The sequence below is a fragment of the Arthrobacter sp. TJ-270 genome (genome assembly GCF_058269075.1).
In genome coordinates, this window is sequence record NZ_JBZCNB010000003.1 from 252,902 (window position 1) to 277,977 (window position 25,076).

At 61.3% G+C, this 25,076-nt stretch carries 21 protein-coding genes and 3 pseudogenes; 7 read left to right on the top strand and 17 right to left on the bottom strand.

The genetic code is table 11. From position 1 onward, the window contains the following. Positions 1-424: 424 nt before the first annotated feature. Positions 425-781: a helix-turn-helix domain-containing protein gene (locus AC4D2M_RS08465; RefSeq protein WP_490891228.1), complete on the bottom strand. Its 357-nt coding sequence runs from the start codon at positions 779-781 to the stop codon at positions 425-427. 776 nt (positions 782-1,557) lie between these two features. Beyond that, positions 1,558-1,794, bottom strand: a complete 237-nt coding sequence (locus tag AC4D2M_RS08470) for a helix-turn-helix domain-containing protein (RefSeq protein ID WP_490891230.1) — start codon at positions 1,792-1,794, stop codon at positions 1,558-1,560. A 135-nt stretch (positions 1,795-1,929) separates the two neighbouring features. On the opposite strand from AC4D2M_RS08470, the gene AC4D2M_RS08475 reads away from it, so the two are divergent. Together AC4D2M_RS08475 and AC4D2M_RS08480 are read left to right on the top strand one after the other, a co-directional pair. Then, positions 1,930-2,697 (top strand): hypothetical protein, encoded by a 768-nt coding sequence (locus AC4D2M_RS08475; RefSeq protein WP_490891232.1) that lies wholly within the window; start codon positions 1,930-1,932, stop codon positions 2,695-2,697. Between the two features lie 5 nt (positions 2,698-2,702). After that, a complete protein-coding gene (locus AC4D2M_RS08480) occupies positions 2,703-4,199 on the top strand; it encodes a tyrosine-type recombinase/integrase (protein WP_490891233.1) in 1,497 nt (498 codons plus the stop codon). A gap of 204 nt (positions 4,200-4,403) precedes the next feature. Here AC4D2M_RS08480 and AC4D2M_RS08485 read toward each other — a convergent pair whose 3' ends face one another. Both AC4D2M_RS08485 and AC4D2M_RS08490 read right to left on the bottom strand, forming a co-directional pair. Continuing rightward, complete coding sequence (locus AC4D2M_RS08485) at positions 4,404-4,709, bottom strand: ISL3 family transposase (protein WP_490891394.1); 306 nt, start codon at positions 4,707-4,709, stop codon at positions 4,404-4,406. Then, a complete protein-coding gene (locus tag AC4D2M_RS08490) occupies positions 4,670-5,410 on the bottom strand; it encodes an ISL3 family transposase (RefSeq protein ID WP_490891234.1) in 741 nt (246 codons plus the stop codon). Before AC4D2M_RS08490 ends, AC4D2M_RS08485 begins: the two co-directional genes overlap by 40 nt. Here AC4D2M_RS08490 and AC4D2M_RS08495 point away from each other — a divergent pair. Then, positions 5,403-6,563: a GNAT family N-acetyltransferase gene (locus tag AC4D2M_RS08495; protein ID WP_490891235.1), complete on the top strand. Its 1,161-nt coding sequence runs from the start codon at positions 5,403-5,405 to the stop codon at positions 6,561-6,563. The two genes, AC4D2M_RS08490 and AC4D2M_RS08495, sit on opposite strands and share 8 nt — an antisense overlap. Positions 6,564-6,808: 245 nt before the next feature. Here AC4D2M_RS08495 and AC4D2M_RS08500 read toward each other — a convergent pair. From AC4D2M_RS08500 to AC4D2M_RS08520, 5 genes and pseudogenes are all read right to left on the bottom strand, one after another. Continuing rightward, positions 6,809-8,130: pseudogene (locus AC4D2M_RS08500) on the bottom strand (ISL3 family transposase). A gap of 166 nt (positions 8,131-8,296) precedes the next feature. After that, positions 8,297-8,779, bottom strand: a pseudogene (locus tag AC4D2M_RS08505) (tyrosine-type recombinase/integrase); the annotation flags it as partial. Positions 8,780-8,791: 12 nt separating this feature from the next. Next, complete coding sequence (locus AC4D2M_RS08510) at positions 8,792-9,430, bottom strand: phage integrase central domain-containing protein (RefSeq protein ID WP_490891236.1); 639 nt, start codon at positions 9,428-9,430, stop codon at positions 8,792-8,794. A 459-nt stretch (positions 9,431-9,889) separates the two neighbouring features. After that, a pseudogene (locus AC4D2M_RS08515) lies at positions 9,890-10,078 on the bottom strand (IS110 family transposase); the annotation flags it as partial. Between the two features lie 196 nt (positions 10,079-10,274). Beyond that, on the bottom strand, positions 10,275-11,132 hold the full coding sequence (locus AC4D2M_RS08520) for a glycoside hydrolase family 16 protein (protein ID WP_490891237.1): 858 nt from the start codon (positions 11,130-11,132) through the stop codon (positions 10,275-10,277). Between the two features lie 178 nt (positions 11,133-11,310). Here AC4D2M_RS08520 and AC4D2M_RS08525 point away from each other — a divergent pair, with 178 nt between their 5' ends. Continuing rightward, a complete protein-coding gene (locus AC4D2M_RS08525) occupies positions 11,311-11,700 on the top strand; it encodes a hypothetical protein (RefSeq protein ID WP_490891239.1) in 390 nt (129 codons plus the stop codon). A 119-nt stretch (positions 11,701-11,819) separates the two neighbouring features. Here the strand turns inward: AC4D2M_RS08525 and AC4D2M_RS08530 are convergent, their stop codons facing one another. The 8 genes from AC4D2M_RS08530 to AC4D2M_RS08565 form a co-directional block, all read right to left on the bottom strand. Then, on the bottom strand, positions 11,820-12,245 hold the full coding sequence (locus AC4D2M_RS08530) for a hypothetical protein (protein WP_490891240.1): 426 nt from the start codon (positions 12,243-12,245) through the stop codon (positions 11,820-11,822). Continuing rightward, positions 12,242-14,038 (bottom strand): hypothetical protein, encoded by a 1,797-nt coding sequence (locus tag AC4D2M_RS08535; RefSeq protein ID WP_490891242.1) that lies wholly within the window; start codon positions 14,036-14,038, stop codon positions 12,242-12,244. The genes AC4D2M_RS08530 and AC4D2M_RS08535 overlap by 4 nt, the downstream gene beginning before the upstream one ends. Further along, positions 14,035-14,421: a hypothetical protein gene (locus tag AC4D2M_RS08540; RefSeq protein ID WP_490891244.1), complete on the bottom strand. Its 387-nt coding sequence runs from the start codon at positions 14,419-14,421 to the stop codon at positions 14,035-14,037. Before AC4D2M_RS08540 ends, AC4D2M_RS08535 begins: the two co-directional genes overlap by 4 nt. Beyond that, the gene (locus AC4D2M_RS08545; protein WP_490891245.1) at positions 14,399-16,354 is read right to left on the bottom strand and encodes a lipopolysaccharide biosynthesis protein; all 1,956 of its coding nucleotides are present in this window, start codon (positions 16,352-16,354) and stop codon (positions 14,399-14,401) included. Before AC4D2M_RS08545 ends, AC4D2M_RS08540 begins: the two co-directional genes overlap by 23 nt. Before the next feature lie 113 nt (positions 16,355-16,467). Next, positions 16,468-17,508 (bottom strand): GNAT family N-acetyltransferase, encoded by a 1,041-nt coding sequence (locus AC4D2M_RS08550; protein WP_490891246.1) that lies wholly within the window; start codon positions 17,506-17,508, stop codon positions 16,468-16,470. Then, entirely contained in the window at positions 17,505-18,305 is an 801-nt protein-coding gene (locus tag AC4D2M_RS08555) for a polysaccharide deacetylase family protein (RefSeq protein WP_490891247.1), read from the bottom strand. The genes AC4D2M_RS08550 and AC4D2M_RS08555 overlap by 4 nt, the downstream gene beginning before the upstream one ends. Beyond that, the gene (locus tag AC4D2M_RS08560) at positions 18,302-20,482 is read right to left on the bottom strand and encodes a glycosyltransferase family 2 protein (RefSeq protein WP_490891248.1); all 2,181 of its coding nucleotides are present in this window, start codon (positions 20,480-20,482) and stop codon (positions 18,302-18,304) included. Before AC4D2M_RS08560 ends, AC4D2M_RS08555 begins: the two co-directional genes overlap by 4 nt. Beyond that, the gene (locus AC4D2M_RS08565) at positions 20,479-21,393 is read right to left on the bottom strand and encodes a glycosyltransferase family 2 protein (RefSeq protein ID WP_490891249.1); all 915 of its coding nucleotides are present in this window, start codon (positions 21,391-21,393) and stop codon (positions 20,479-20,481) included. The genes AC4D2M_RS08560 and AC4D2M_RS08565 overlap by 4 nt, the downstream gene beginning before the upstream one ends. An 841-nt stretch (positions 21,394-22,234) precedes the next feature. Between AC4D2M_RS08565 and AC4D2M_RS08570 the strand changes: the two genes are divergently transcribed. From AC4D2M_RS08570 to AC4D2M_RS08580, 3 genes are read left to right on the top strand one after another with little or no spacing between them, the layout of a single operon-like run. Further along, a complete protein-coding gene (locus tag AC4D2M_RS08570) occupies positions 22,235-22,603 on the top strand; it encodes a response regulator transcription factor (protein ID WP_490891250.1) in 369 nt (122 codons plus the stop codon). 5 nt (positions 22,604-22,608) lie between these two features. Continuing rightward, positions 22,609-23,580: a HEAT repeat domain-containing protein gene (locus AC4D2M_RS08575; RefSeq protein ID WP_490891252.1), complete on the top strand. Its 972-nt coding sequence runs from the start codon at positions 22,609-22,611 to the stop codon at positions 23,578-23,580. Positions 23,581-23,588: 8 nt separating this feature from the next. Beyond that, complete coding sequence (locus AC4D2M_RS08580) at positions 23,589-25,037, top strand: glycosyltransferase family 2 protein (protein WP_490891253.1); 1,449 nt, start codon at positions 23,589-23,591, stop codon at positions 25,035-25,037. The last annotated feature ends 39 nt before the right edge of the window (positions 25,038-25,076 follow it).

A 25,076-nucleotide genomic window follows, 5' to 3' on the forward strand; every position in this document is an offset into this window, starting at 1 on the left:
TGGCATCCTGTTGGTGCGGGGCTCCGCCCCGCCACACCTGAAAGACTCGCATCCTGTTGGTGCGGGGCTCCGCCCCGCCACACCTGAAAGACTCGCATCCTGTTGGTGCGGGGCTCCGCCCCGCCACACCTGAAAGACTCGCATCCTGTTGGTGCGGGGCTCCGCCCCGCCACACCTGAAAGACTCGCATCCTGTTGGTGCGGGGCTCCGCCCCGCCACACCTAAGGATTCATACCCTTCAGGTGAGAGGCTGCGCCCGCGGCCCCCTTCATCGCTTGTGTGGTTTGGGTCCACCGCCATCGAGCATTCACCTATATCACGGAGCGTTCTCCACGGAGCGTTCTCACCGGGCCAACCGTCGTTGTTGCTGGCCCTCTGATACTTACTTATATAGGGAGACAAAACATCTCAACTGCTGTCAAACTCAGAAGGGCGGAGGTCCCATGGTTTCGAGCGGCGGTTCCACCAAATCACGAAGGTAACGCTCGATCGCTTCGATCAAACCGGAAACCCACGGATCAGTTTCGGCTTGCATCCCGGGCCACTTGAGCCAGTGGTCGGAGGTTCTTCGCATCGCCTCGGGGTAATCGAAAGAGGTTAAGTAGCCGGCCGACCGGGCCGCCTCCCAATGACGCTGGACCGTGCGTGTTGATACACCAGTTTCTTCCGCAAGCCGTGCTTTGCTAACACAGGTCCAGCCTTCTTTGTCGGCGTACTGGAGCATGGCTTGAAGGGTAATGATGCCCTTCTTCAGGCGTGAGTGCCTGAGCGCTAGTTCCATAGCGCCATGGCTGAACTCCTTAGGCAACGTGTTAAGGACGTCAACACCCTCGAAGAGATCGAAGGTAGAAGAATGGGTTCCGACGGCGGCTCCTTTGACGATGGAAAAAATGATGGGGCGTTAGTGCCCGAAATTTCACGGGGTGCGTGGCATTCAGATCGGGCACCACGAACTAGACCCTCCTTACAACCTCGAGATGATTTGCTTACGGAGGTACGGCTCCTCCTGCAATTGCGTTAGTAGCGCGCGGAGTACGTCCACTTGCGCAACCTTCGGCACGTTCAGTTCTTCTGCGGCTTCATGACAGAATCTCTGCAGTCCTCGATACCTCGCTTTGTCAAGGTCGAGCGAGACACGGGAACTGAGTTTCGAATCGGGATGGGATGGCATGACGTTACCTTTCGGGATAGTGGCACGCTGAAGCGTGATCGCGTTCAGTGGTGACCGTGTATAGGAGTTAAGGACTGAGGAATTACCCGACACCCCAGGCATGCCGCCTGAACGGAATGAATGCCTGAGGGTATCGATGGCGGCGGTTGGCGCCGGCAGCTTCCGTCGGGGAAGAACGGTGACGGCTATAAGCGGGTTGGGGTGGCTCACCGACCCTAGCGGCGTCGCCCTCGGCTATTACGCCGCCGCATGGCGGCGAAATAACCGAGACACCAATCTCTGAGTTGAAGTCGCCGGCCAGGGTCGGAGAGACGATCCCAGATCACCAAGTCCTGGCTCGTGGACGTGAGCGAGGCACATTCTCATCCGGTCGACTTTCCCTACCGTCACGGGTGCCTCCCCTCGTGCGCAGCCATGAAGGCATCGAGAGCGGCCACCGAGTACCGCACGTGCCCACCAATCTTGATGTAGCGCGGGCCTCTCCTTGCGTTGTTCGCCAGCCAGCTCGACGGCAGGTTTAGGTACAGCGAAGCCTCACTGCGAGTCAGGTATATAGACCTGGTTAGAGCAGACTCATCCAGCCCACCCATGGTGGGACCGGTGATATTTTTCGGGTCAGGCAAAGTATGATCCTTTCGAGTCTGAATCAGAGTTGCTCGCTCTGATTCAGGGTGATAGAAATGGATAATATTGACAGCCACTAAGAGCTGTCAAACTTTGATTGGAAGGAAGTTTCTTTGAAGCGATATGATCGGCTGATGACGCCAGAACTTAGGTCCAGCGCCCCCTCCTTGTCAGAATTTTTGGACCGCTCGATCCGGCATCGGGATGGCCGGCTTTCAGCGATGCCCCTCGAGCGCATCTATGGAGATGGTGCGATGGTCATTCGTCGGGGCGATGGATGGGCAGCTGCTATTGAGCTAGTAAGAGATGGTGATTCCTGGTCCGGTAAACAAATAGTCGTCAGGGGATTGCGATCCGAGACAGCGGTGATGGGCTGGCCAGAGCAGACGCCCGAGCAGCTTTTTGCGGGAGCCATCGAGCGGGTTCAGAGACGCGAAGAGGCGCGAGGGGAGATGCGGCGACGCATGGGAGAGAGCCGACAGTTCATCAATCAGAGACTGAACAGTTGGAAGGATAAGAAAGCAACACGAGAGAACCCCGAATATGCCGCTCTGGCCGTTGCTTATTGCGAGGAGCTTCGCCGTGGGAACGCTAAGGCCACGGCAACACTCGCTGAACAGCTGAACATCTCGCCCGCCATGATGGCGCAACGCATTAAGGAAGCTCGGAGAAGGTTGCTACTCACGGCCGGGGAGCAAGGCCGAGCGTCCGGAGAGGTGACACCTCTGGGCATGCTGTACACCGACCCGAAGTTCCCTGGTCTGCGCCAGCTTCGTTTGGATGGGAAGTCTGTGGAGTCGATAGCCAAGGAGTATCGGCTCCCCGCAGGAACTATCTCGGCCGCGTTGATCGCTGAAGGTGCCGGGGATCTCGCCGGTCTAGATGATGGAAACGAGGACTGACCTCGATGGCGATCAAAAAGCTCGCCTGGGCTGTCACTTACTCCAGTATTTCCGGGAAGCGACTGAGGAACGAGTATGAGACGGAGGACAAGGCGCGCGCCTTCGCGGCGCGCCAAAAGGAGTTCTCTCGAGCGCGGGGAACGACGTTGCCGGAAGTTTCGAAGTTGAAGCCGCATCGCTGGGAAGCTGGTTATCAGGACAACAGGGGAAACTGGAAGACGAAGCGCTTCAAGCTCCGAGATGAAGCCCAGGCATTTCACGAAGAGCAGACGAAGGCAGTCCGCAATCGAAGCTACGTGGACCCGAAAAAGGCGCAAGGGATCACTGTTGCGGAGCTGTACGAACGTTGGATTGCTCGAATCGAAACCGCGGGATCCCGAGGTAGCGGCCCGGCCAAACCGAAGACGGTACAGGGATACAGGTGGCTGTACGAGAAGATGATTGCGCCTCGGTGGCAGGATCATCCCCTCAGTAACATCGCGTACGAGGATGTGTCCGAGTGGGCGCAGACCATGAAAGGCGTCGACGGAGGGACAGCTACCTCTAACACTCGGGCACGAGCTGCCAAGCAGTTCGCCCGGATTCTTGATTTTGCGGTCGGCCAGAAACTGCTCGCCTTCAATCCTGCGAAGGATGCCAGCGGTGAGCGCGACTACATCCCGAGAATCAAAGTTCAACGAGAGCCCGTATACCTCACCTTTCGCCAGCTGGACAGGTTGGCAGCCTGTGCCGGGAGCCACGAGCTGCTGATTCGTTTCACGGGGTTGACTGGTCTCAGATGGGGGGAGGTCACTGCCCTACAGGTACGCGACCTGGACCTTGGGCCGCGCCCCCTGGCGACCGTGAAACGCGCCTACTCCGAGGTCTACGGAGAGCCACAGCTAGGCGCGACAAAAGGATCTGACAGCCGAGAGGTGCCCCTTCCCGCATCGCTCGTACCGGATCTCGTCCGGTGTGTCGCAGGTAAGGACAGCAGCGCGCTGATCTTCACTTCAGCGGCAGGAAAGCCGATGAGGAACTCGAACTTCACCCGGCGCTATTACGCGCCGGCTAGGGAACTGGCAGGAACTGCCGTCGCTACGCTGCAGGCGGCGCTCGGGGTTGTCGAGCTCCGCAAGGGGCTAGCCCTGTATGGGGATCTGACGGCCGGTGCTGCGGCGCGGGTTCTGCAGGACAAGGGCTTGGAGCTGGGTGGAGGTACGGGACCCGAACTCTGGCGGTTGGCGGCGACCGACGAGAGGCTGTCCGACGACCTCCGCCAGAAGCTGTTGAGCCTCCGGCACATCCGATTGCAACACGGGGACATGGACTTCAACCCGCCCGTCTTTCACGACCTGCGGCACACTGCAGTTAGTCTCTATCTGCAAGTAACGAAGAATGTGAAGCACGTTCAAAGGATCGCGGGACACAAGGACGCAACCACCACGCTCAACACCTATGCTGACTTGTTCGACGACGACTTTTACGATTCCGCTGCGAGGCTGGACGGGTTGGCGGGGTAGCCGATATTTCAGGCGCTACTCTGGTAAACCCTTGGTACGCGGGCGCAAGCCCCGCGTAATCATTGGGAAGTAGGGCTCTTCACCGTTCGACTGAAAATCGAAAGGTCACCGGATCGACGCCGGTCGGAGCCACGAAACCCCCGGAAGCCCGGGGGTTTTTTGTGTCTAACCGTCCGGTACCCCGCGTAAACCGGCCCTTCGCATTTAGGCATGGTTGACGGTGTTCTTGCGATAGGGTCGGTGACCGCCGGCTGAGAGTAGGCATCTGATTCTGTAGTTGGTGAAGTTCCGGAAGCCGCGGGCGATGCGGCGGGTGGTTTCGATGACGCCGTTGATCGCTTCGGTAGGGCCGTTTGATGCGCCGAAGGTGTCGAAGTAGGCCAGGATTGCGGCCTTCCATTGTTTGAGTGTCCTGCCGAGGCGGGCGACTTCCGGGATCGGGCAGGTTGGAAAAGATGAGATCACTTCGATCACGAGTTCCCGTCCGCGAGCCGGAGGGGCGTGGTAGATGTTGCGGAGCTTCTGGTAGCACTGCCAGGCGAGGTGACTTCCTGGCCGGGGTCGCCAAGGGCGAGTTTGGCATCGAGCCTGGCGGCTTGCTTGTCGGTGAGGTGTTCGGCGCCGATTTGCAGGGTCCTGCGGATCCCGTAGAGCGGGTCGCCCTTGCGTCCACGGTGTCCGAGGGTGTCCTGCTGGACCCGGCGTCTGACCTCATCAACCATGGCGGACCCGAGTTTGACGACATGGAAAGCATCCAGGACGGTGATGGCCTCGGGGAGTTCATCACGGATCGCGTTCGCGTACCCGCGGAACGGATCCAGCGCGGCGGTCTTGATCCCGGCGGTGAACCCGATGCCCTGGTCTTTGAGCCAGTCCGCGTAGGCCTTCCCGGACCGGCCCGGGACGAGGTCCAGCAGCCTGGCGTGAACCACGCCGTTCTCGTCGCGGGTGTGGTCCACGATCCCGGTGACCATCCCCGTGCCGGGAGGACCTTTGTGGGACCAGGCATGCTCGTCTACGCCGAGCGCATCGACACCTGACAGCCTGCCGGCCGCCGAGATCCGCCCAGTGGCCTCACTCTTCACCGCGTCCCAGACCGTGTGCCAGGAGACGCCCAGCTGGTGGGCAAGGGCAGAAACGGAGGTATCGAAATGCTGCAGCGCATTCGTTGCCCAGGCGGCTGCCCTTGCGGTGAAGTTAAGTATGGCCACACCATTCGGTTCTCTGTATCTTGATTATGTGAAAGTCTCGATCTGCAAACCATATGAGCTCGGTTTCGATGAGTTGCACCTCTGGCGCAAGTGGCAGAAGGATGACCCTCGACTGGCCAGCCCTTTTCTCGCTCCTGAATTTGCAGTCGCCTTTGCTAATCATTTCGATTCAGCCCGGGTGGCCGTCCTCGAGGACGAGACGGGCATCGTTGGGTTTTTCCCTCATGAGAAGCGCCTTTTTCAGGTAGGGAAGACTTTGGCGTACAACCTCTCAGATACTCAAGCGTTGATTTGTAGCCAAGAATATTCATTCGATCCACTTGAACTACTCAAGGCTTGCGGCTTAGCGGTTCTAGAATTCGATCATATAGCGGGGCACCAGTCGTCCCTGTTCTCGCTCGCAGGGCCGACTGAGCTGCTGCCCACGCCTGTAGTCGACCTCGCCGCTAATTTTGAGGAATGGCTCAAGGACAAGCGGCAGACTTCCTCGCACATCAGACAGGTGCTTCGGAAACAACGGAAACTCGATCGCGAAGTTGGCTTGTGCAACTTTGTATTCGACTCCCTGGCGCCCGCTGATCTCACGCAATTGATGTCCTGGAAGTCGGCTCAATACATAAGGACCGGACGCAAAGACCGTTTCGCGGATCATCGGTTTTGTGGCTTCGTTGAAGAATTGTTCGCCACCCGTACGGACGACTTCCAGGTGCGTCTGACTCGTTTAGAGGCGGGTGAGCGCGTGGCCGCACTATGCCTCTCGCTTTGGGCACCAGATCGGTTAGCCCATTGGTTTCCCACTTATGACACGGGTCTCGCGTCCTACTCTCCAGGGACGATATGCCTCCTTCACCTTATCGAGACGGCAGGCAAGGACGGGCTTGTTCGCCTAGACCTCGGCAAGGGCAGCGAGGAATACAAGCAGTGGTTCAAGAACTTCGATGATCAGGTGGCCGAAGGCTGGATTCAGCGCCAGTCCCCTGCTGCATTATGTCGTCGGCTTCAGCAAAGCCCGAAACGTGCTCTGCTAAAAGTAGTGTTGGGGACTCCGCGACTTAGAACCGCTGCTCGTTCCGCATTGAACGGTCTTGGAAGAATTCGTCAGGCAGCAGCAAATGCTAAAAGCAGCGAGCGGAGTCGCCGAAAGGGGCCTTAACAGAAGGCACAATATGCTTAGGAGCTTAGATCATCCACGGAACCTCGTTCTCGGATAGTCCCAATTTTCACTGAAACCTCTTTACCACTCGCCATTTTAGTAAGGGCGCGGCGCCCTGTTAGCCAACGACTTGCTCACCACGTTCCGGCAGGACTCATGCCAGCAGGTCCAGGGAAGGCGGGGTAGGACGCGGACCCGGCGTGGGTGAACGGAATGGTGCTGCTGACAAAAGGGGCCCTTCGCATTTAGGCATGGTTGACGGTGTTCTTGCGATAGGGTCGGTGACCGCCGGCTGAGAGTAGGCATCTGATTCTGTAGTTGGTGAAGTTCCGGAAGCCGCGGGCGATGCGGCGGGTGGTTTCGATGACGCCGTTGATCGCTTCGGTAGGGCCGTTTGATGCGCCGAAGGTGTCGAAGTAGGCCAGGATTGCGGCCTTCCATTGTTTGAGTGTCCTGCCGAGGCGGGCGACTTCCGGGATCGGGCAGGTTGGAAAAGATGAGATCACTTCGATCACGAGTTCCCGTCCGCGAGCCGGAGGGGCGTGGTAGATGTTGCGGAGCTTCTGGTAGCACTGCCAGGCGAGGTGACTTCCTGGCCGGGGTCGCCAAGGGCGAGTTTGGCATCGAGCCTGGCGGCTTGCTTGTCGGTGAGGTGTTCGGCGCCGATTTGCAGGGTCCTGCGGATCCCGTAGAGCGGGTCGCCCTTGCGTCCACGGTGTCCGAGGGTGTCCTGCTGGACCCGGCGTCTGACCTCATCAACCATGGCGGACCTGAGTTTGACGACATGGAAAGCATCCAGGACGGTGATGGCCTCGGGGAGTTCATCACGGATCGCGTTCGCGTACCCGCGGAACGGATCCAGCGCGGCGGTCTTGATCCCGGCGGTGAACCCGATGCCCTGGTCTTTGAGCCAGTCCGCGTAGGCCTTCCCGGACCGGCCCGGGACGAGGTCCAGCAGCCTGGCGTGAACCACGCCGTTCTCGTCGCGGGTGTGGTCCACGATCCCGGTGACCATCCCCGTGCCGGGAGGACCTTTGTGGGACCAGGCATGCTCGTCTACGCCGAGCGCATCGACACCTGACAGCCTGCCGGCCGCCGAGATCCGCCCAGTGGCCTCACTCTTCACCGCGTCCCAGACCGTGTGCCAGGAGACGCCCAGCTGGTGGGCAAGGGCAGAAACGGAGGTATCGAAATGCTGCAGCGCATTCGTTGCCCAGGCGGCTGCCCTTGCGGTGAGTTTCGCCCTCGGACTGGCCAGGGCATGGTCCTCGGTGAACGTCGTTCGCGGGCAGTCACGGTCCGGGCACCGCCAGACACGCTTGGCCCACAACAGCATCACTGGCCTGCCGAAACACGGTATGTCATGAAGCCGAACCCGCCGGCGGCCGTGGCCCACGGCTACGACGCCGCAGTCCGGACAACCGGTGAGATCCTCACCGGTCTCGACGCCCAGTACCAGGGACCTTTCGGCTGCCGTGACAAAGGAGACGTGAATGCCGTCGACACCGAGCAGAGCGTCCGCGCGTGTGCACCACCGGCCATCGGAACAAGACATAGAGTTATTCATGTCGGGGTCTCTTTGGTTATTGGTTTGCTTGTTCGCTACCAATTCAAAGAGGCCCTGGCCTTCTTCCTCCCGCACCACGCCGCACCGCAAACAAACCCAACTGCGGCGCCGTCCTCAAACAGCCCTAACCATGCTCATCTGCGAAGGGCCCGTAAACCCCGCACTTTCAAATGAGGCCAGCGAGCTGCTCCTGCATGATGGTGCCGGCCCGGGTCTCACCTTCGAGCGTGTTCATGTAGACGTCCTGAGTCATCGATGGATTCGCGTGCCCGAGGTACGCCGCGATCTCGGCTGCTGACATGCCCGCCCGGTCGAGGATCGTAGCCGCCGTCTTGCGGAAGGTGTGGGTCATCAGCTTTGGATAGCCAAGCGAGAGGCGGATGTCGCGAAGTTCACGTTGAGTATTGGAGGGGTCACGAAGACTCAACTGGACCGTGGGGAACAGCAGGGTCGTGTGCTCCTTGAGTCGCTCGTGACGGCGGCGCAGCATACTCATTGTCGGACCGGGCAGGGGCGTTAAGCGGTGAGAGGCAGCCGTCTTCGGAACCGGTTGCCTGACGATGCCCACTCCGTTCACCCTGACGTTGGTTGCCTCCACCTCGGCGGTGCCCGCTGAGAAATCGATCGAGGAGACGTCAAGAGCGCATACCTCACCGACCCGCTAGCCTGAGGCAACCATGAAGTCGAGTAGCTCGACGGTGTCCTGCTCGATCAAACTCGGTGCGGACCTGAGCTTGCTCATCAGTTCGGGGAGGTCGCCAGGAGTGATGGCAGACGCACCCTTCCTCCCCTTGGGCGTGGCGATGCGCTCGATATCGTGAACGGGGTTTCTAGGGATCGCGCCATTGCTTACGGCAAGCGTCATCATGCCGCTCAGGACCGAACGGCAGTTCTTCGCGGCGCCGTGGCCTGATTCCTTCGTCACGGCGTTGATGAACTTGTGGAGCCGGTCCGGTTTGGCCTCGGAGACGCTGAGGTCACCGATGCGCGGACTTATGTGTGCTGACACGGCGTACCCGTATGTCTCGAGGGTCTCTTCCGAGCGCTGCAGATCACGCTTGTGCTCGAGGAACATCTGCCCGAGCACGCGGAGCGTCGTCGTCGGCTTGAGTTCGCCACCCCGGGTGGCCTCGATCGTCACGAGCGCCTGCCTCAAGGCAAACTCCGCTTTGGCCCGGCTGCTGCCGAACCGCTCGACCTGCCGAGCCTTGCCATCGCCGTACCGGTAACGCGTACGGGCCCGCCACTTGCCGGGCTGCACCTCCGTCGTGTTGATGGTGCCGTAGGTACCGATTCCCATTCTCGGCCTAGGCACTGGTCCTCCCCTCTATTGCGGCGCGGATCTCGTCAACAAGCACGCGAGTGACACGGCCGCGGGCCTGGGGCGTGCTGTCATCGCCTGCCCTGGTGAGTGCCTCCGCCTCGAGTGAGCGCCCCCAGAGCTGGATGGCTCGTTGTTGAACTTCGAGAGGTGGAAGGCCCAACTTCTTTGCGGCGCGTGATTCCGCGAGGCTGACTCTCGGATGTCGAGAGCGACGGTACTCTGCACCTTCGGGCGGCTCGAGCATCGCCTCCCAGAGGGCGTCTACGTGCGCGTTGCGTTCGTCGGCGGTCAACGGGCCGCTACTGCGCCGAACGATAGCGGCGTCCTGATGTGCGTCACAAGTGTCGGTACGGGGGTCGTGGGCATGCTGGTGGTCAGCGCCCGTCAGTTCTATGCTGCCTCCGGAGAGCGCCCGATCCACCCAGGCTCTCAGCACCGGCTTCGTGTTCGGCTGGTCCACCACCAGCAGCACTTTTCCGTGCTGCTGAAGCCCGCTGAACAATCCCCTCAGCTTGGCTTCATCCTGTGGCAGCGGCTTGCCGAACAGCCGTTGCCCAGCGCCGTGGCGTGGTGTTCGGACTTGGCGACATCCAGCCCGCAGTAATCATCGAATCCTTCGTCCACGCTGGCGCTCCCAAGAGACCTAAACCATCCCTGCCCGGCCTTGTACCTATCAGCGGTCAACAAGCGCCTCCGAAACCGGCGACAACTCCCCCGGATCATCAATGACAGGGCAAGAAAGCCATACCGGTTCCAACGACCATATCCCCAGCCTTCGGAGACTGAATAAATGTAACGGGCAGTCAACCTCATTCCATAGTCAGCTATTGCCTAGAATTCTGACACGGTCAATCTTGAAGACCGCCGGGAACGTGGTGTTCTTATCCGGATTTCCCGGATAATCTCCCCCGACGGCCAAGTTCATCACCAAGTACATCGGCTCATCCGGCACCTGCTTGCCTAATACTTGCCATACTTGCTTTCCGTCGAGTAGATAGGTCAATTTGTTGGGGGACCAGTCCAGGGAGATGGTGTGCCAACCGTCAGCCAGAGATCGCCCTTCCGGGAGGAAATAATCCTTCCCAATGGATGGCGCTGACCTGTCTTTTGGATGCAAGTGCATGATCAGGCGGCCCGTATCCTCACCGGTTACTTCTAACATGTCTATTTCTGGCCGCGAGTCCTCGCTTGCAGGAAGGAGCCAGATTGCCGGCCATAGGCCACGCCCCGAAGGCACCTGAAACCTGACCTCGACTTTCCCGTAAGTGAATTGAAGTTTGGACGGCATGTCATGGGCTGGTGGTCCAGTTGTCACCATGCCGGAGGCGAAGGCATAATCCCTGCCGTTGGAGGCCGAAATCTCGCTGCGCTCGGCAGTCATGTGTAGAGCCCCATCGGAAACCTGCACCTGCTGAGGAAGGTACCATTCGAGCTCATTGTTTGTGACGATCGTGCAACCGCGATCCTGCCACCAATGACACGTATTCCAAGTAGAGGCTCCGAGCGTATTCCCATCGAAACCATCGTCCAGCAGGATCCCTTGCTTCGAATTCGCACCAGGATGGCTTCCAACTCTTGGGTCATCTGCTGGCCGTACCCGGACGTCTCCTGGCGTTGTGCCGATGTCAGGGGAGGAGCATCCTGCCAACAACGAGCCAACGATGATGAGTCCGGCCACGATTCCCCAACGGAATTCCCTCTTCGTTCTCATCATCCGATGCTAGCTCCGGCGAACGCATCCCGCCATGTCCTGCCAACACCAAATGGCTTTGGGCGTGCCCCGAGCAACGGACTTCCTCCACCGTGGCATGGGCACGATGGGAACACCAGTTCAGTGCTTCTAGCGTTGGTCCGATTTGAGCAAAACTCCGGGCGTCCTGGCCATCGCATCCACCGCCGACACCGCCCCGGTCATCCTGGCCCAACGCTTGCGCAAGGGCGCGGCGAATTCAGTCCGCGGAGCCGGGCACCTGGTCACCGGCGCCCCAGCCGCCCTGGGCCGCGTCCTCGACGGTACGCCGGTGCTCTGCCGCTTCGATTCGGCCTCCTACGGATACGCCCCTGTCTCGGCCGCCTTGGCCGGCGGGGCCAATGTCTCGGTGACCTTGCGCATGGATCCGGCCGTGAATCGGGCCATCGCCTCCATCCCCGCCGACGCGCGGAAGAGCATCGAATACACCGACGCCATCTTCGACGAGGTCGCCGGCACGTGGACCCTCACAACGGGTCGGTGGATCGAGGCTTAATGAACGTGAAAGTGTGCCACGCTCCATGTCTTCCCGGCATACGAGACACAGCTGGACCTGTAAGAGAGCGAGCCTCCTCGCTGGCGATGACGCTATTCTGCCGGTGCGGGGAGCTCCGACTACAAACGATGGAATTCATCCGCGGGGGTATTTCCGCTGTCCGAGGTACTTCCGTTGGCCGGGACGCTGAACGAGACGGATTTAAATTCCTTTCGAAAGGGCGTAACGCCGGGTATGGGCGCGAATCCTCCTAATGTGATGAGAACGAGAATAATAAGTCCTGCGAGAGGCGACCACAAGCCGCTAACAGCCAGCGCGGTTCCCACCAATACTGAAGCGCACAAACTGAGAACGACGGTCATCGCCAGTGTGTCACCGCGATCCTTGAGCTGCATTCGATGGGCCCAGCCGTAGCCTGGCACCAGTAGGCAGAAGGCGGCCATGAGAATCAGCCGTATTTCTGTCACGGCAACAGCAAGAATGCAAAGCAATGCAAAAACAGCGACCGCGGCTGCCAAGGTCCACGCGTTTCGTCCACGCATCATTGTGCTCCTGATTCTGACAGAGTGAACACCACGGCGTCGGGCGTTTCAAAGGCGATGCGGAAACTGTTGCTGTGGCGCAACGCGAACTCGATCCGCTCAAGGCTTCCCTCCGGCATCGACAAGGTGTCCACCGCGGGGGTTTGTCCCCGGCTGATGAGCACGTAGGCATCGGTGTATTGCGGGTCATTGAGCCACTCCGTCAATATTCCCGCAGGGTCGGCCAGCAGTTGCACGATTGAATCACCTGGTTCGAGACTGATGGGGACATGGGTGAACTTCTCGTAATCGAGAAAGCGTGTCGGGTAATTGGTGCTGCCCTCTACGAGCAATGACCCCGGTTGTGCGTGGGCACCCACCCAAGTTGCCGCTTGTACTTCTGCGGGAGTGAAGTAGTTCTGGCGTTCCTTACCGTAGTAACCCAGGAGAAATCCCGGTACGACCAGGACAGCAGTGATGGAGGCAGCGAGCAGACTGAGCGGGGGGAAACCAGGAGAACTTCGGGGTAGGCAGGCGTCAGCCGCGAGGAAGGCGATGAACGGCGCCGCGAATAAAAAGGCGCGGAAGAGGACCTCACCGCCAAAGCCGGTCGTTAAGACCAGCAGGGTGGGCAGGATCATGAGCACTGTTGCGGTCACCCGCAGATCTCGCCCGTGCATTCGACGTCCAAGTCCCAGGAGCGCGACGGCTGAGGCCACGATCACGGTGAAACGCCCGCCCCATACCACCAGCAACTCTGCGCCGCTCAATGTCGCCGCTTTGTCGAGGGTTTGACCGGCGTTGCCCACTGGGTTACCGAATTCCGTGACCAGCTCCTGCAGGTTCGTCATCGTGTAGTCGCGTGCACCTGTCAGAGCCCATGCCGCCACGAGGGCAAACGCGACAAGCGGGAGGTACCAGCCCCGGGCGCGGCGAGTTGCGACCAAGGCGCTGACGGCGAAGAGCATCATCAAGGGCGTGATTTGGTGGCTGACAGCGAGCGTCGCGACGATTATGGCGAAGGGCGCGATGTGAGTGCGATGGGTTGAGTGCCGGATTAGTAGACCGATCAGTCCGAGATACAGCACGAAGGCCAGCGCTTGCGGGGAGAAGTACTCCTGTCCGACCCAGTTGATCAGGAAGAAGAACAACAGCCCGAGCCAGACCAGGGACCGGTTACGGGTCATGCCGCGGAAAACGTAGCGCAGGACCAGCAGGTTCATTAGGTTGAATGCCAAGGGCGCCCAGCCAGCGATCTGGAGGGCGTTTGGTTGTTCGGTCAATGAGGTAAGCAGGGCACTGCCCGCGAAGAAGCCCGGCCAATTGTGATAGATCTGCCCGACGTCGATGCTGGTATCCACGGAGCCGGTGCGAAGAATGTAATCAACGATGCCAACGTGCTTGTATGCCCAGGAATAGCGAAGAGTCCCGTATAGCAGCGGCGGCGTGGCATGTATCAGGGCAATGTAGGTGACGAGGTAGGTGCCCAGCACCCATCCCGGACGGGCCCGGTAAAGACTGTAGAGGAAACCGCCGATGAGTAGCACGAGGGCGCTAACGATGGCCACGTTGAACAGGGACAGCAAGCCCAGTGCGCCCATATTCCGGGGGTCCGCATCCAGGAATCCAAAGATCCACAGAAGAACGGCCGCGAAAGGGACTACGAGGAACACCAGATTGCGCCGCAACGTGACGAAACGAATTCGACCGCTCGGCGGCGGCATGGATGCGGACGTACGCGCCGGCGCGGCCAGAGGCAATGGGGAATCCACCGCGGGTGTCTGCGCCGTTGTAGTGTGTTCGACTGGCGCCTTCATTGCGGCGTCCCCTTCGGTGACTGGGACTCTTTTCCGTCGAACAGGTGGACCACGGGGGAAACATTGCGCGCGACCCACATAAGTCCCATCCTATTGGGCGATGCCCGGGTCAATCCTGCCGAAACGTGCCAAAGCCACGTCAGCAGAATGATGTGTTCAGTCTTTACGTCTGCGTTGGCCCGCGTCGCGCCGAGGCCAGACAATCCTGAACGAACAGCCTCGGGATTGGCCAGGGCCTCCACAACGATGGCACCGAGTTCTCCGGGTTGGTTCGTAAGCCACCAGTGCACCAGGTCAGTATCCGGAATCCCCCAGGGGGTCGCGTTTTCCCAGTCAATGATGCCGCTGATCCTCGGGCCCTCAGGCGTGATTGTTGTGAGCACGTTTCCCCCCCCAATAGTTGCCGTGCACCAAAGCCGTTTGCATCTGGCGCCCGCCTAGTCCCCGTCGGAGTTCCCGCGCAATCCGCTCTAGATTACGCGCGGTACTGGGGCGCCGGTACGAGCGACGTATGACGTCCACCGGCTGATCGATCCACAGGTCCAAGAGATCCTCGTCCACAACGCGCGACGCGCCCGTCGCCTCGTGGACCCGGCCGATGGCCGCATACGCGGCCGCACTCACGGCATCAGAACAGAGTGTGGCCGTGTCCGTCGCGCCGGGCAGGGCCGACTCGAGGACGACCTCATTCCCGTGCACCTGCGCCCGGCGAGTTATACGCGGAAGCAGGGCCCCTGCGTCGGACTCAAGTCCCACGAGAAGTCGCCGCACGGTATCAGCATGTTGTTTCAAGCTCTGGGAGGCCAGCGTCGACGTGGCGATTTTCAAGATCAGCAGCTGGTCGTCGCCCTTCACGGCGACGACCAGCGTGTCGGAATCCGAGGTCAACAACGCGGACGTCCGGTCAGCAGGCAACCCGCACGCCGCGAGGGCCGGCTCCACCAAGAGTTGCGCCAGTTTCCGGTTACGCCGTGTTCGTCGCGCTAAGGGAGTTCCTCTCACTGACTTGAGCATGCCGCGCCACCCCTGTGGTCTTTCCCATAACCCGGTGCGTTCTGACAGGAGCAGGTATGCGGCCACAAGGCTCTGGCTGAACAGGATGGCGATGCCAATACCGGTGAGGCCCCACAGTTCAAGGCCAATCCAGCTTCCCCCCAACGTGGCGAGCCCGGTGAATGCATATACTCCGAGGACCGTCTTCATGTCCCCGCGTACGCGCGCCGTGCTCACGCTGATTCCTACGATCAGTTGGGGGATGGCCGATATCAGGATCAACTGCAGCATCGCCGTGGCGTTCTCCGCGTAATCGGTCCCGAAGAGGCGCAGCGCAAGGGGGGCCGCCACAACGCCGATAACTGCCGCAGGGACCACCAGCTGGGTGCAGTGCAGCAGGGCACGCCGAGCATGGGCCACGGAATGTTCCGGATCGTGGGCTGATTCGGCGATCAAGGCGCTGCCAACGTTGCTGGTGATCAGGTAAAGCGTGTATCCGATGGTGCTCGCAATGTACCAGTGGGCGCTGGCCTCGGCACCGTCGACCTGCAGCACGATGAGTGTCAGGACGTCAATCGTTGCCAGCCCCATCAGGTTCGCCACGTGGTCCGGTCCGGCGAACCGCATCAGGGCCGACATCGAGATTTTCGCTTCCGTGGCTGATCTCGGATCGGCGGCGGCGATATTCCGGGCGAATCGCAGTACCAACGCGCCGACGACGATGACGGCGAGTACAGCCGGGATGATGGTTGCAGCGAAAATCGCCCACGCCGCGGCACTGGCCAGTAGTGGTAGGGCGAGGATCTTGAGCAGGGAGCTTGCCCCGTTTGTCAATGGTACCCAGCCGGGGTGGCGCAACCCGACCAAAACCTGGTCCTGCAGAACGTAGACCACCCAGGCTGCGGTACCGACGGCAAATATGATCATGCTCAGGGGGCTCTCGCGCAGGAAGTCCATCTTTTCGGCCCACAACGGCTGTCCCATCAGGAATATCCCGGCGGCAAGCATCGCGGCCCCGGCGCAGAATGCATAGCAGGTCAGGATGAGCCGCCCCGTGGCTGCCCCAGCAGCAGGAAGGAAACGCAGCAAACCGTTTTCCATCCCCAACGTCGAGAACGTGGCTAGCAAGGTCACCGTTGAAATAAGAGCGGCGCCGATGCCCACGGTCGTCGTTGGCAACGACCGCGCGGCAAGGACCCAGAAGACCAAACCGAGGACCGAAGTGATTCCGGTGCCGATGATTAAGGCGTCCGCTCCCCGACGCAGGGGGTCCTGCAGACGGGCTCGCAGTGAACCGGCGAGGCTGAACCTGGCACTAGTCATGACTTTCGATCCGGTCGTGGCCGATAGCGAAATCGGCCGTCGGAGCCAGCTCTGGTCCGCCGGCAAGGAGGACACTCATGCCGAAGAACCGCCGTCGGGCAGACGGAAACCGGTCAAACATCACGAAATCCCACCATGCGTTTGACAACCGCGCGTGCAGCGGCATCTGCACGGCTCCACGGCAAGCGGTCGAGCCGTAGTTCCGCATAGTCGTGGGGGCGGGCGCCAAACTTCTCCTTGAACTGCGCCAGCTTCGTCGATCGACCACTCTCACCCAAGTGATAAGCGGTGCATGCCAAGTCGCAGGCCATCTTGATGGTGGTCCATAGCACCAGCTCTCCCGCACCGTTGGAGCCCGCCTGAACGCGGTCCATCACGGCCCGGGTGTCATGGGCGGTTTGGCCGAAGAGGGTGATCGATCCTGCCAGGGGCACATCCCCCTGATAGGCCAGCGTTACCACGAAGCGCGTTCCTAGATGCCGGCCCATAGTCTGCAGCTTGTTCATGGGATCGCGGAGGCGCGCTCTCGCGTGGGCCAGTGCTCGAGGTTCGTGTTGCTGTTCCGCCCACCTGTCTACGGAAAGGAGGAACAGTCGGTAGTAGTCCTCCAAGTGGGCCCCCGAGTGGCCAGTCTTGATACGGATTCCTGCACGCTCGGCGGCGCGGACGCCGCGTCGGGCGGACTTGGACAAATTGGCCCATGCGGCATCCTCCCCGCCAGCCAAATCGATCACGTGGGCACGGCGCGGGATCGTCAGGATGTCGTCGTCGAGGGTGCCGTCCCACATCTGCCAACGGCGCGGGTCCAGTCGAATAGCCACCCGCTGCATTCCGAGGCGGTGCAGGTCTCCCAGCACTTCACTCACTATGTCGGCGCTCCTGTCCGATCCCACGAGTCCGCCGATGCCCCAGCCGGCCGGATACGACTCGAGCCAGCCGCCGAGGCCGACGGGACCGCGCCGCCTCACGAGCGGCAGCACCACTTCGCGACCATCTGCAAAGGAGTACAGGCGGCTGGCATCCTGGTAGGAACCGCCCGCCACCAGTGCGTCCACCCATTCCGGCGCATGGTCGGGCAACGCGTCCCGATCGTTGGAGAGGAGTCGTCGCCATGTGTCCCGCGGCGCTGGCGTGACCACCGTGTATGCGCTCATGACATGAACCTCGCCGTCCCTGCACGGAAGCGGCGGACCTGTCGCCAGGCCGTAGTCCGCCAGCGCTCCCCGGGACGGGCCCGTTCAACGCCCTGCCCACGCAGCACGCGTTCGATCATGTCGAGCGTGTAGTCCGACGTCACCGTCACACGGGCTAGCGAAAATCGGTCGTCCTGGTCGTGGCTCAGCGCGTTTCGGACCGCGGCTGCAGAAGTATAGCCTGCGTCGGACACCATCTTCTTGATCGCCCGGGTATGGTAGCCGTGCGGGTAGGCGAAGGCGTCGACTCGCCGGTCCAGAATCGATTCCAGCTTGTGCTTGCTGTCAACGATTTCCCGGCGAGCGATTGCGGCGCGAACGCAATCCAGCTGCGGATGCGTCATGCTGTGGGCGCCGATCTCCACGCCGTCGTCCGCGAGCTCCCTGATTCCTTCCGAATCCAGCATTGGCAGGGAACCGGCTCCGAGTGGGGCAAGCCAGTCACTCCGACCACCCACCAGACCTGCTGTGACGTACAGGGTTGCTGAGAGGCCGCGGGACTTTAACTGAGGCCATGCATTTGTCGAAAAATCGGCCAGGCCGTCGTCGAACGTGAGCACCACGGTCCCCTCAGGCGCTGGCTTGCCGGCCAACCTGAAGTTCATCAGATCAGCCACCGATAAAGCGTGATAGCCTAGTCCGCCCAGCAGGTCCAGATGGTCTGCGAACTGCGCGCGACCGATGGTCCATGGCTTGAAACCCGCCGCGGGTCGGTCATCAATGGAGTGGTAGAGCAGAATTGGTATGACGGGCATCATGAAACGCCCCCTGGTTGAATGATTCGCTTGGCGTGGTGTTGGCTCCGCACGTAGCGCCCGGGCCCCGAAAGCAATCCCCGGAGATGTTGCCGCCGCAAATCCTGCGGATACGGCGGCAGGCCGGCCATTGCCGGCGGGTTCAAGATTGCCGCGGCACGGGTACGTAGGGCCGTGCGCCGGGCAAATAGCACCAGGAGCATCTTCGGATCGCGCATGAGGCAACGGGTTAAGTGGGCGCCCAGCCCTGCGCCATAACCGTACGTTTGGCGGCGGAGCGCAGAATAGTCACGATGGTGTGGATGCAACACGATGGCAGCCGGCTCGTGTACCAGGCGGTGTCCGGACTTCAGAACATCGTAGAAGGCGGCTAGATCGTCACCACCCATCGAGATCGTTCCCGTACCCAGCGCCGGGTCGAAGCCTTCCTCGCGTAAGTACGCAGTGCGGAACGCCATGTTCGCCCCTGAACCGCACGAACCGGAGGCGTAGGGGAGAAGCGGATGCTCATCGTTGTTCATCGAGATATTGAATTCGCGCTTCTGCAGCCCCTTGTCGTAAGTCGCCTTGCCCTCAACCCACAGTTGTGGCAAGGTTTCGAGCTCGCGTGGCGCGATCATGCCCGTGACGCAGACGATCCCTTCACCCCCGTCGAAAGCCAAGAGCAGGCGTTCAAGCCACCGGTGCTCCACCAGGACGTCGTCGTCGGTGAAGGCCACGAATTCAGTGGTTATGTGTGGCAGGGCCGCATTGTGCGCGTTGGCCAGCCCCGGCCGGTCATCGCGCACGTAGGAAAGGCGTTCATCGCCTTCAATGCGCCTTGCCATCGACTCGGCCGTCCGCTCATCTGAAGGTGCATTGTCTACAACGACGACCTTTTGTGGCGCTACACTGCCGCCCAGGATGGAGTCGATGCACTCGAGAAGTTGTTCGGGCCGGTTACGGGTGGCAATAACCACCGTCCCACGGTCCCCAAGAGCGCACAAGTCGGATAGGCCGGGAACCGCTGCCACCAGGCCAGCAACTGGCACGAGCGAAGCCGCTTCCAACCTCTGCGCAACCAAGTTTGCAGTCAGCTGTTTTTCGTCGTCGGCTTCAATGCGTACCTTGGTGACGGGAGTCCCCCCACATGTGACCAAGCACCATGCCTGCTTGTGATGTACGCCGCCATCAAGTACGGCGAGGGAAGCGGACAAGTCTTCCAAGTCAACGATCATCGGCAAGACGGCCGGCACTTCCGCTTGATCTGTGGCCAGCAGGGCAGGTCTAAACAGACGTGCCTTCGCGTAACCACCGGCGGTTAAGGAAAGCCCTATCATGATGGCACCGGCTCTAGCCGCCGCCCACCGGTCGCCTCGAAGTGCGGCGACGAGATTATGCAGCACGGCCGCCGGTAACGTCCGTCTGACGTAGGTTCGCTCCGCGGCAAGCCCAGTGGACACACCTACAGTCCGTGATACGCGCGCCTTGGAGATTCCTTCGGCGAGGCATCGGGTACGGAAATAGGACCAGCGGGCCCGCCCCACCGGGATTCGGTGATAGACGACGGCGGCGGGTTCGTAAAGGAACAGGCCGCCTGGGTGGCCCTTGGAAGCTCTGATGCACCACTCGGTCTCCTCACAGCCCGCGGCCGTGTTTGCCGTGCGTCCCAGCTCGGCGTCAAACCCGCCCACGGAATCGAAGACGCTGCGGCGCATGGACATGTTGCAGCCCATCATGTTGCGAACCGGTGCGAGCCGGTCAGGCTGCCCTGTGTAGCTGCAGCCGACGACCCAACCGAACTCGTCCGGCCACCACGCTGGTTCCACGAAATCCCAGGCGGGCCGGGCCGATCCGCCAACCCCCAAAACCCGGGAGTCGGCGTAGTGCGCGGTTAAGCGGACCAACCAATCCCGGCCAGCGGTCGCGTCGTCGTCAAGGAAAGCGACCACTTCGGCGGTGGCCACGTCAACACCAGTATTGCGGGCCCCTGACAGCCCCTTCGGACCGCTGTTCGCAACCACCTCAACTCCGACCAGCTCCCGCCCGGCACGGTCCAGCAACTCCTCGTTATGGTCAATCACGACTACGACCTGTTCCGGCGGTGTAGATTGGCCACGCACAGAAGCGACGGCCGCGACGAGGTCATTCCAGCGCCCTTCGGTGTAGGCGCAGATAACTACGCACGTTGTGGCGGTCACTGGGCCGGGTTCTCCTGCAAAATGACACCGGCGCTGTTAGGCATCTCGCGGACGGCGGCTGGCATCGCGGCAAGCCCGAGGCCGGCGTTCGAGGAGTGCGACACTGAAGCAACGGCACCGAAGCCGCTCGTGGGTCGGGGGACGCCCAAGCCAGCCCGGGCTCGGGACAGGCCCCGCCGTTCATGGACGATGGTCCGAAGAACGCGGGCGCCGTCACGGAACGTGCGCAAATTGCTTTCGCCGTGAAGTCGGGGACTTTCGAACGACGCGACTTCCACGACCCGCAGGCCAGCAGCCAATGCACGGATATTGAGGAAAGTTTCCACTTCGAAACCGCTCACCTCGCCTTCGAAAGCCGGAAGCACGTAGCGCCAGAAGGCCATGTAGCCATAGCAGAGATCGGAATAACGACCACCGAATGCAATGCGAACTGCCTGGGTCAGGACCACGTTGCCGGCCGAGCGCAACAGCGTTAGATCGCTGCTGCCACCACCTTGCAGAAAGCGCGATCCCTTGACCACGTCGGCACCGGCCTGGAGGGTCTGCACGAAGACGGCGATGTCTTGGGCAGCCATGGACCCGTCCGCATCCATCATGACGATGATGTCACCGTGCGCCGCCTTGAACCCGGAGCGCAAAGCGTGGCCCTTGCCGCGGCGGGGCTCCATGACAATGATGGCGTCAGGACGCAGCTGGCGGACGACGTCCAGAGTCCCGTCAACAGACTCACTGTCCACGATGATCAACTCGTCGACTATGGAAGGAAGCGAAGGCAAGACCTGGGCGAGGTTCTTGGCTTCATTGAGCGTCGGGATAATGAGGCTAACCGACGGCTGGGCCGAGGATATGCGAATCATGGGAAGCGCAAGATCGGCCGGTGGTAGCTGATTGTCTTCGTTCAGTGGGCTCATGTTTGTCATTTCCTTCTCAATCTTGGTGCCTCACCGAGGCGAGCCGCCCATCCTGTACGCATGTGGCATCAATGTAGGCCTCAAAGTGGTTTCACCACACGAGTAGAGCACTACTCGTTTTGGCTGGTTTGTGGCGTGCTCCAGCCCTCGCAATTACTCGGCTCCTACTCGAACGGCGCGGCTTGGTGGGACGCATTTGAGTCTTCGGGCAACCGACAGCGAATCGCTTGCGCAGTGCAGAATGTATGAAACTGCGATGATGACAAGTGCCTATCCCAGCCCATCGATGAAGCCCAGCAGCCAGAGTCCATCACGGCCGCTCACATGACGGCCAGGACATGGTTGGCACGGAACACCCCAGACAAAATGTGGAAGCAATCCATTCCCACGAACAATAAGGAGTACCCATGGCATAGGCAGGGCGCTTGGACGCCGTCCAGGCCGAGCCCTTGCGGTCGGACAGCGAGGGCACCACGGCATCGACCGCCAAGCGTCCGAGACTGTCCCGAACCCCGCATCTATCCCGCATATTCGGTGACAACGGACGAAAGCGGATTGCAGTAGAAAGCAAGCCTGACTAGGGGCAGTCGAAGATGCTGGTACTCCGCAAGAACCGGTGACAGAGCGGTACTCTTACTCGAAAGGTCACCGGATCGACGCCGGTCGGAGCCACCACTGAAAGCCCCTGGGAAACCGGGGGCTTTTGCTTTGCCCAACTTCCTTTTGCTCCCGGCCGTCACCCCGCGCTTCAGTGTCGAATTGATCCAGTGCCGAGGCCCGTCCATTAGGGTAGGTCTCGGGAACGAGCAATGGTGCACGCAACGCGGGGAGGGGCTGCAATATGCCACATAGGATTCTGGTTGTCGACGATGATGCGGACATCCGCGATCTCGTTGCGACCAAGCTGCAGTCCAGCGGTTATGACGTGGAGACCGCCGGTGACGGCGTCGCCGGCCTGGAACTGGCAACGGCCAACGACTACAGTCTCGTAATTTCGGACGTCATGATGCCCGGAATGTCCGGAGTGGACATGGTCCGGATGATGCGCGCAGCTGAGCCCCCCATCTCTGTTCCCGTAATCCTTCTGACGGCGAAGAACCAGGAACGTGACATCGAGAACGGCTTCGCAGTCGGAATCACCGACTACGTCGTCAAGCCGTTCAGCCCCCGGGAGCTCGCAGCCCGGGTTGCCGGCATTCTCGCCCGCTAATTCCTGTGCTGGTCTCCTGGGAGGTGCTGGCGATCGCCGTCGTCGTACTGATTGTTGCCTGCGTTCTTGCGCTCGCCGCCGTAGTCATCGTCAAGGCTTCGCGCCAGGCGCGTGAGCGTCGCCGGACAGTGCATGATGCGACCATCCGCAGCCGCATCATGGAGCTTGCAGTTGCTGAGGATGCCGCGCTGGATGCGCTCGTGAACGACCTCGTGTCCACTTCCGGCACCGTTGGCGCCCACGTAGAGGAAACGCTCCTGCGCATGATTCCCGAGGTCCGCGGAGATGTGCGCGAGGCGATGATCCGCGTCCTCGCCTGTCGGGGCCTCCTGCGGCGTTCCCTGGAGCGCATCAACTCCCGAAGCGCCATCCAGCGGGCGGCTGCGGCGGAACTGCTTGGTATCTTCGGGGGCAGGGAAGTTGTCAGGCCCCTCACTGTGGCACTGCGGGACAGGAGCCTCGAAGTGCGCCTCGTGGCCGCCCGTGCCCTCGGTGTCACCGGCCGACCGGAAGCAGGAGGCAACCTGCTTGACGCGCTCTCCCCGAGCAGCGGAATTCCCCACTCCGTCGCGGTCACAGCGTTGCTCAACCTGCCTGAGCAGGATCCCGATGTGTACATCGAGGGACTGAAGGATCGCGATGCCGGGATTCGCTACGGGTCTGCCGCCGTCGTCGGACTGTTGCTCATGTCCGAAGCGGCGGAAGCACTGTTCCGGTGCATGGTGTCGGAAAGTAAGCGGGAGAACGCGTCCGACGTCGTCATTGCCGCCTGCGCGCGGTCCCTGGGCAGGCTGAGCTATCAGCCCGCCATCAGCGCGCTGGCGGAAATCTCCTGCTCAGGCGAGGCACCGTCGTCGGTCCGGCAGGCAGCCGGCGAAGCGCTCAAGGGGATGCCCGGCACCGAGGCGCGGGACACGCGCCGCCGGGTCATCGAGCGCGCTGATGCGGATGTTCGCCGCATCCTCGTGGACGCCTGAGGGAGCGCATGGACAACGTACTGGATCCGTTGAGATCGGGAATCCAATGGCTCTTCGAGCTGACGGCGTACCCCGTGCTCGCATACTTCATTGTCATCAACACCTCCCTTCTGCTGCTCATCATTCTTGCCAGCGTGAACTTCAGCGCGCACCTTCGGCGGCAGTCCTTCGCGGGGTCCCGTATAACGGCCGCGTCTCCGCTGAGCCCGGGCATCTCCGTCCTCATGCCCGCCTACAACGAAGGAGCCGTAATCGCCGCGTCGGTTCGCGCAGTGCTGGACCTGCGTTATCCGGATCACGAGGTCGTTGTCATCAACGACGGCAGCTCGGATGAGACGCTGCAAACGCTGATCGATGTGTACGACCTCGTTGAAGACCGGCGGGAGGTTTCGACCAGGGTGCCCGTCCGCGGAACCATCCGCAGCATCTACCGTGCACGCGATACTGCGCTGCCCATCGTCGTGATCGACAAGGAAAACTCCGGCCGGTCGGACTCGCTGAACATGGGCCTGAACGTGGCGTCGAAAGACCTGGTGGTCATGGTCGACGCCGACAGCCTGCTGGATCCTGACTCTCTCCTGGTGGTGTCGAAGCCCTTCACGGATGACCCCGAACGGGTGATCGCGACCGGCGGTGTGGTGCGCGTCGCCAACGGGTGCGAGGTGGTGGCGGGCCGAGTGGTCGGCGTGAATATGCCGAAGAATTACTTCGCCCGCATCCAGATCGTTGAGTACATGCGCTCGTTCCTCCTCGGGCGCGCCGGCTGGTCGCAGCTGAATTCGCTGATCCTGATTTCGGGTGCGTTCGGCATGTTCCGGCGTGACCTGGTGATCCAGGCAGGCGGGCTGGATCCGGATTGCATCGGCGAGGACTTCGAGCTGGTCATGCGGCTGCACCGGATGATGCGCGAGTCTAAACGAAAGTACCGGGTCATCTTCATCGCCGAGCCGGTGTGCTGGACTGAGGTGCCCTCCACTGCCGCTGTGCTCGCACGACAACGACGGCGGTGGCACCGCGGTCTGTGGGAGGTCCTCGTGAAATACCGCGGCATGACCTTCAACCCGCGCTACGGAACTGTAGGCATGATCGCTTTGCCGTACTACTGGATCTTTGAGCTTATTGCCCCGGCAATCGAACTCTTCGGGATCATCATCGTCCCGTTGGGCCTGCTGCTCGGCGTGGTCCATGTGCCCTACGCGCTCGCGTTCATTGCGGTGGCGTACCTCTATGCCATCTTCGTGTCCCTGATGGCGCTGCTGGTGGAGGAAGCTTCCTTCCACCGCTACAACCGCTGGCGTGACCTGGGGACCGCGCTGCTGGTTTCGGTGCTGGAGAACATCGGGTACCGCCAGCTCACCGCAGTCTGGCGCATTCAGGGGTGGTGGGCAGCACTTCGCGGCAAGAAGCAGGTGTGGGGCACCATGACGCGGACGGGGTTCGAAACCGCGTCACGGTAACCCACGGCGATGCGTGTGTGGGCGGACAGGGTTCTGGGA

Bases quoted from the DNA above. Each gene is read 5' to 3' on its own strand.
- AC4D2M_RS08570 (WP_490891250.1), top strand. From the start codon at position 22,235: ATGCCACATAGGATTCTGGTTGTCGACGATGATGCGGACATCCGCGAT.
- AC4D2M_RS08545 (WP_490891245.1), bottom strand. From the start codon at position 16,354: ATGACTAGTGCCAGGTTCAGCCTCGCCGGTTCACTGCGAGCCCGTCTG.
- AC4D2M_RS08510 (WP_490891236.1), bottom strand. From the start codon at position 9,430: ATGGGAATCGGTACCTACGGCACCATCAACACGACGGAGGTGCAGCCC.
- AC4D2M_RS08580 (WP_490891253.1), top strand. From the start codon at position 23,589: ATGGACAACGTACTGGATCCGTTGAGATCGGGAATCCAATGGCTCTTC.
- AC4D2M_RS08475 (WP_490891232.1), top strand. From the start codon at position 1,930: ATGACGCCAGAACTTAGGTCCAGCGCCCCCTCCTTGTCAGAATTTTTG.
- AC4D2M_RS08550 (WP_490891246.1), bottom strand. From the start codon at position 17,508: ATGAGCGCATACACGGTGGTCACGCCAGCGCCGCGGGACACATGGCGA.
- AC4D2M_RS08480 (WP_490891233.1), top strand. From the start codon at position 2,703: ATGGCGATCAAAAAGCTCGCCTGGGCTGTCACTTACTCCAGTATTTCC.
- AC4D2M_RS08465 (WP_490891228.1), bottom strand. From the start codon at position 781: ATGGAACTAGCGCTCAGGCACTCACGCCTGAAGAAGGGCATCATTACC.
- AC4D2M_RS08530 (WP_490891240.1), bottom strand. From the start codon at position 12,245: ATGATGCGTGGACGAAACGCGTGGACCTTGGCAGCCGCGGTCGCTGTT.
- AC4D2M_RS08495 (WP_490891235.1), top strand. From the start codon at position 5,403: ATGGCCACACCATTCGGTTCTCTGTATCTTGATTATGTGAAAGTCTCG.
- AC4D2M_RS08535 (WP_490891242.1), bottom strand. From the start codon at position 14,038: ATGAAGGCGCCAGTCGAACACACTACAACGGCGCAGACACCCGCGGTG.
- AC4D2M_RS08555 (WP_490891247.1), bottom strand. From the start codon at position 18,305: ATGATGCCCGTCATACCAATTCTGCTCTACCACTCCATTGATGACCGA.
- AC4D2M_RS08565 (WP_490891249.1), bottom strand. From the start codon at position 21,393: ATGAGCCCACTGAACGAAGACAATCAGCTACCACCGGCCGATCTTGCG.